1 pseudogene is annotated in these 759 nt (G+C 55.6%); it reads left to right on the top strand.

From position 1 onward, the window contains the following. Positions 1-746: pseudogene (locus J9892_RS22740) on the top strand (IS4-like element ISAeme3 family transposase); the annotation flags it as partial. Between the last annotated feature and the right edge of the window lie 13 nt (positions 747-759).

Genomic DNA, 759 nt, shown 5'->3' on the forward strand with positions numbered 1-759 from the left:
GGCAATTTCTCCCTGAGGCTCACAAGCTGGCCAACTGCCTGCTGCTGGCTGACGCGGGTTACATTGACAGGGCCTGGTTTGAGCAGGTGAACGACGCTGGCGGATTTTATCTGGTGCGAGGAACGCAAAGCCTGAACCCCAAGATAATCCAGGCCTGGCGCGGTGATGGGCGGGAAGTGCCAAAACTGGCGGGACTGTCACTGAAAGAGGCAGGACGGCGGCGCTGTCGGGCCGAGGTGCTGGATATGGTGGTGAAGTCCGGCAAGGTCGAGTACCGCTTGATCCGACGCTGGTTTGCCGAGGAAAAGCGGTTCTGCTTGTGGATGACCAACCTGCCGCGAGCGGCATGGTCAGCAGAGCAGGTGATGAGCCTGTATCGCTGCCGTTGGCAGGTGGAGTTGTTATTTAAAGAGTGGAAATCGCACAACCGGCTCAAGGGGTTTGTGACGGGGGAGAAAGCCATCGCCGAGGGATTGGTGTGGACGAGTTTGCTGTCGCTGGTGATGAAAAGGCGGGTCGCGCAGAGTGTGATGACAGGGAAGCTATCGATGTTGAAAGCGTCAAAGAACAGTACGACATGGTGGTTGCCGCTATTGGAAGCAGTGGCCCATAGAGCGCTGACAGAAATAAGGGAAAGACTGGAATGGGCAGCTGATTATTTGGCCAAGAACGCTTGCCGAACCAAGCAGAGAAAATCGATACAGAACAGGACCTTGGAAGGAGTTTTAAAGGGACTCAACGCTTAAGGTCCTGTACATG

The sequence above is a fragment of the Aeromonas sp. Prich7-2 genome (assembly GCF_017939255.1).
Lineage (GTDB): Bacteria > Pseudomonadota > Gammaproteobacteria > Enterobacterales > Aeromonadaceae > Aeromonas > Aeromonas caviae.